Origin of the sequence: Ruegeria sp. HKCCA5426, assembly GCF_013034585.1 — a bacterium.
Lineage (GTDB): Bacteria > Pseudomonadota > Alphaproteobacteria > Rhodobacterales > Rhodobacteraceae > Ruegeria.
The window spans coordinates 1-1492 of the sequence record NZ_WQGH01000032.1 but is presented as its reverse complement, the minus strand read 5'-3'; the positions used below and the strand labels follow the sequence as shown (position 1 = coordinate 1492).

Here is a 1492-nt window from a genome sequence, read left to right as displayed (position 1 = left end):
TCCTTAAAAAAGTTCATATCGATTTTCCTCGGTGCATTGGCTCCAATCGGTACATTCAAGAAATCGAAGTCTGTGATATTCCTAAGGTGAGAGATATGCGCAAAATTTTATTTTCAACTTTCAGCGTGATAATCTCGGGTATGCTGGCGCCGCTGGTGAGCGCTCAAGAGGATTCTACAAGAACTCTCATAACGAATGTTCATGTTTTTGACGGGGTAAACGAAGCACGCATCGAGAATGCTAACGTTTTGATCGAAGATAATCTCATAACCGCTGTTTCTTCCGACCCAATCGAAGCCGAGAACGCGGTGGTGATTGACGGTGGCGGTCGCACGATGATCCCAGGATTGATCGATGTCCATTGGCACACGACGTATGCCTACACTCCTGCATCCGTTCTAATGTTGAATCAAGGCGACATGTCGGAAGTGGCCATTCGCAGTATGAAGGGGGCTGAAGAGACTTTAATGCGTGGATTTACCACCGTTAGAGACCCTGGCGGAAATCCGTTTACGATCAAGAAACTGATTGACGCTGGTGAATACCCCGGTCACCGCATTTTGCCCTCCGGACCATTCATGAGCCAAACGTCAGGCCATGCCGACTTTCACACGCTGCTTGAAAACCCAAGAAACTCCAACTCTGAACTGAGTTATTGGGAAAAAAATATGATGGCGATGATTTCTGATGGCGTACCGGAAGTCAGAAAGAGAACCAGAGAAATCCTCAAGTTTGGTGCTACTCAGGTCAAAATCACGACTGGTGGTGGTGTCTCTTCCCAATACGATCCGCTGGATGTGAGCGAGTATTCGGTCGACGAAATTCGTGCGGTAGTCGAAGAGGCAACGAACTTTAACACCTATGTTTTGGCGCATGTGATGACAGACAGAGGTATCCGTACCTCAATAGAAAACGGCGTGATGAGCATTGAGCACGGCTTCTTCGCATCAAGAGAAACACTGGAATTGATGAAGGAAAAAGGCGCTTGGCTCAGTCCTCAGGCGATGTTTGAGGCCGATATGGTTTGGGATAGCCCAGTTAGTGCCAAAAAGTGGAAACAGGTGACTGATGCTGTAGACGCGCTGTACCCAATGGCCGTCGAAATTGGCGTGAATATCGCCTTTGGCACCGATCAACTCATGGATCCATCAAAGGCGTATCAACAGAGCGAATATCTTGTGAGGTTGGGAACTTGGATGACGCCTTATCAAGCGCTCAAGATAGCGACCTCTGAAAATGCCCGCCTAATGGAAATGAGTGGCCCTCGTCATCCCTACCAAGACGGTCCACTCGGAGTTATCAGAGATGGCGCATACGCTGATCTGATCCTCGTGGACGGCAACCCGCTTGAAAACTTGGAGCTTGTAGGGGACCCACAAGAAAACTTCGACCTGATTATGAAGGACGGCGTCATCTATAAAAACGAGCTTTGAACTGCGTTTCGCTTGGAGCCCAGGTATCCATTAATGCCTTAAGCTGGCAGGTGATGACG

Annotated in this window: 1 protein-coding gene; it reads left to right on the top strand. The window is 48.5% G+C overall.

What is annotated here, in order from left to right; translation table 11 throughout:
• Window positions 1–1433 (top strand): amidohydrolase family protein (locus GOV87_RS20315; RefSeq protein WP_371813549.1); only part of this gene is annotated, 1433 nt, incomplete at its 5' end.
• Between the last annotated feature and the right edge of the window lie 59 nt (window positions 1434–1492).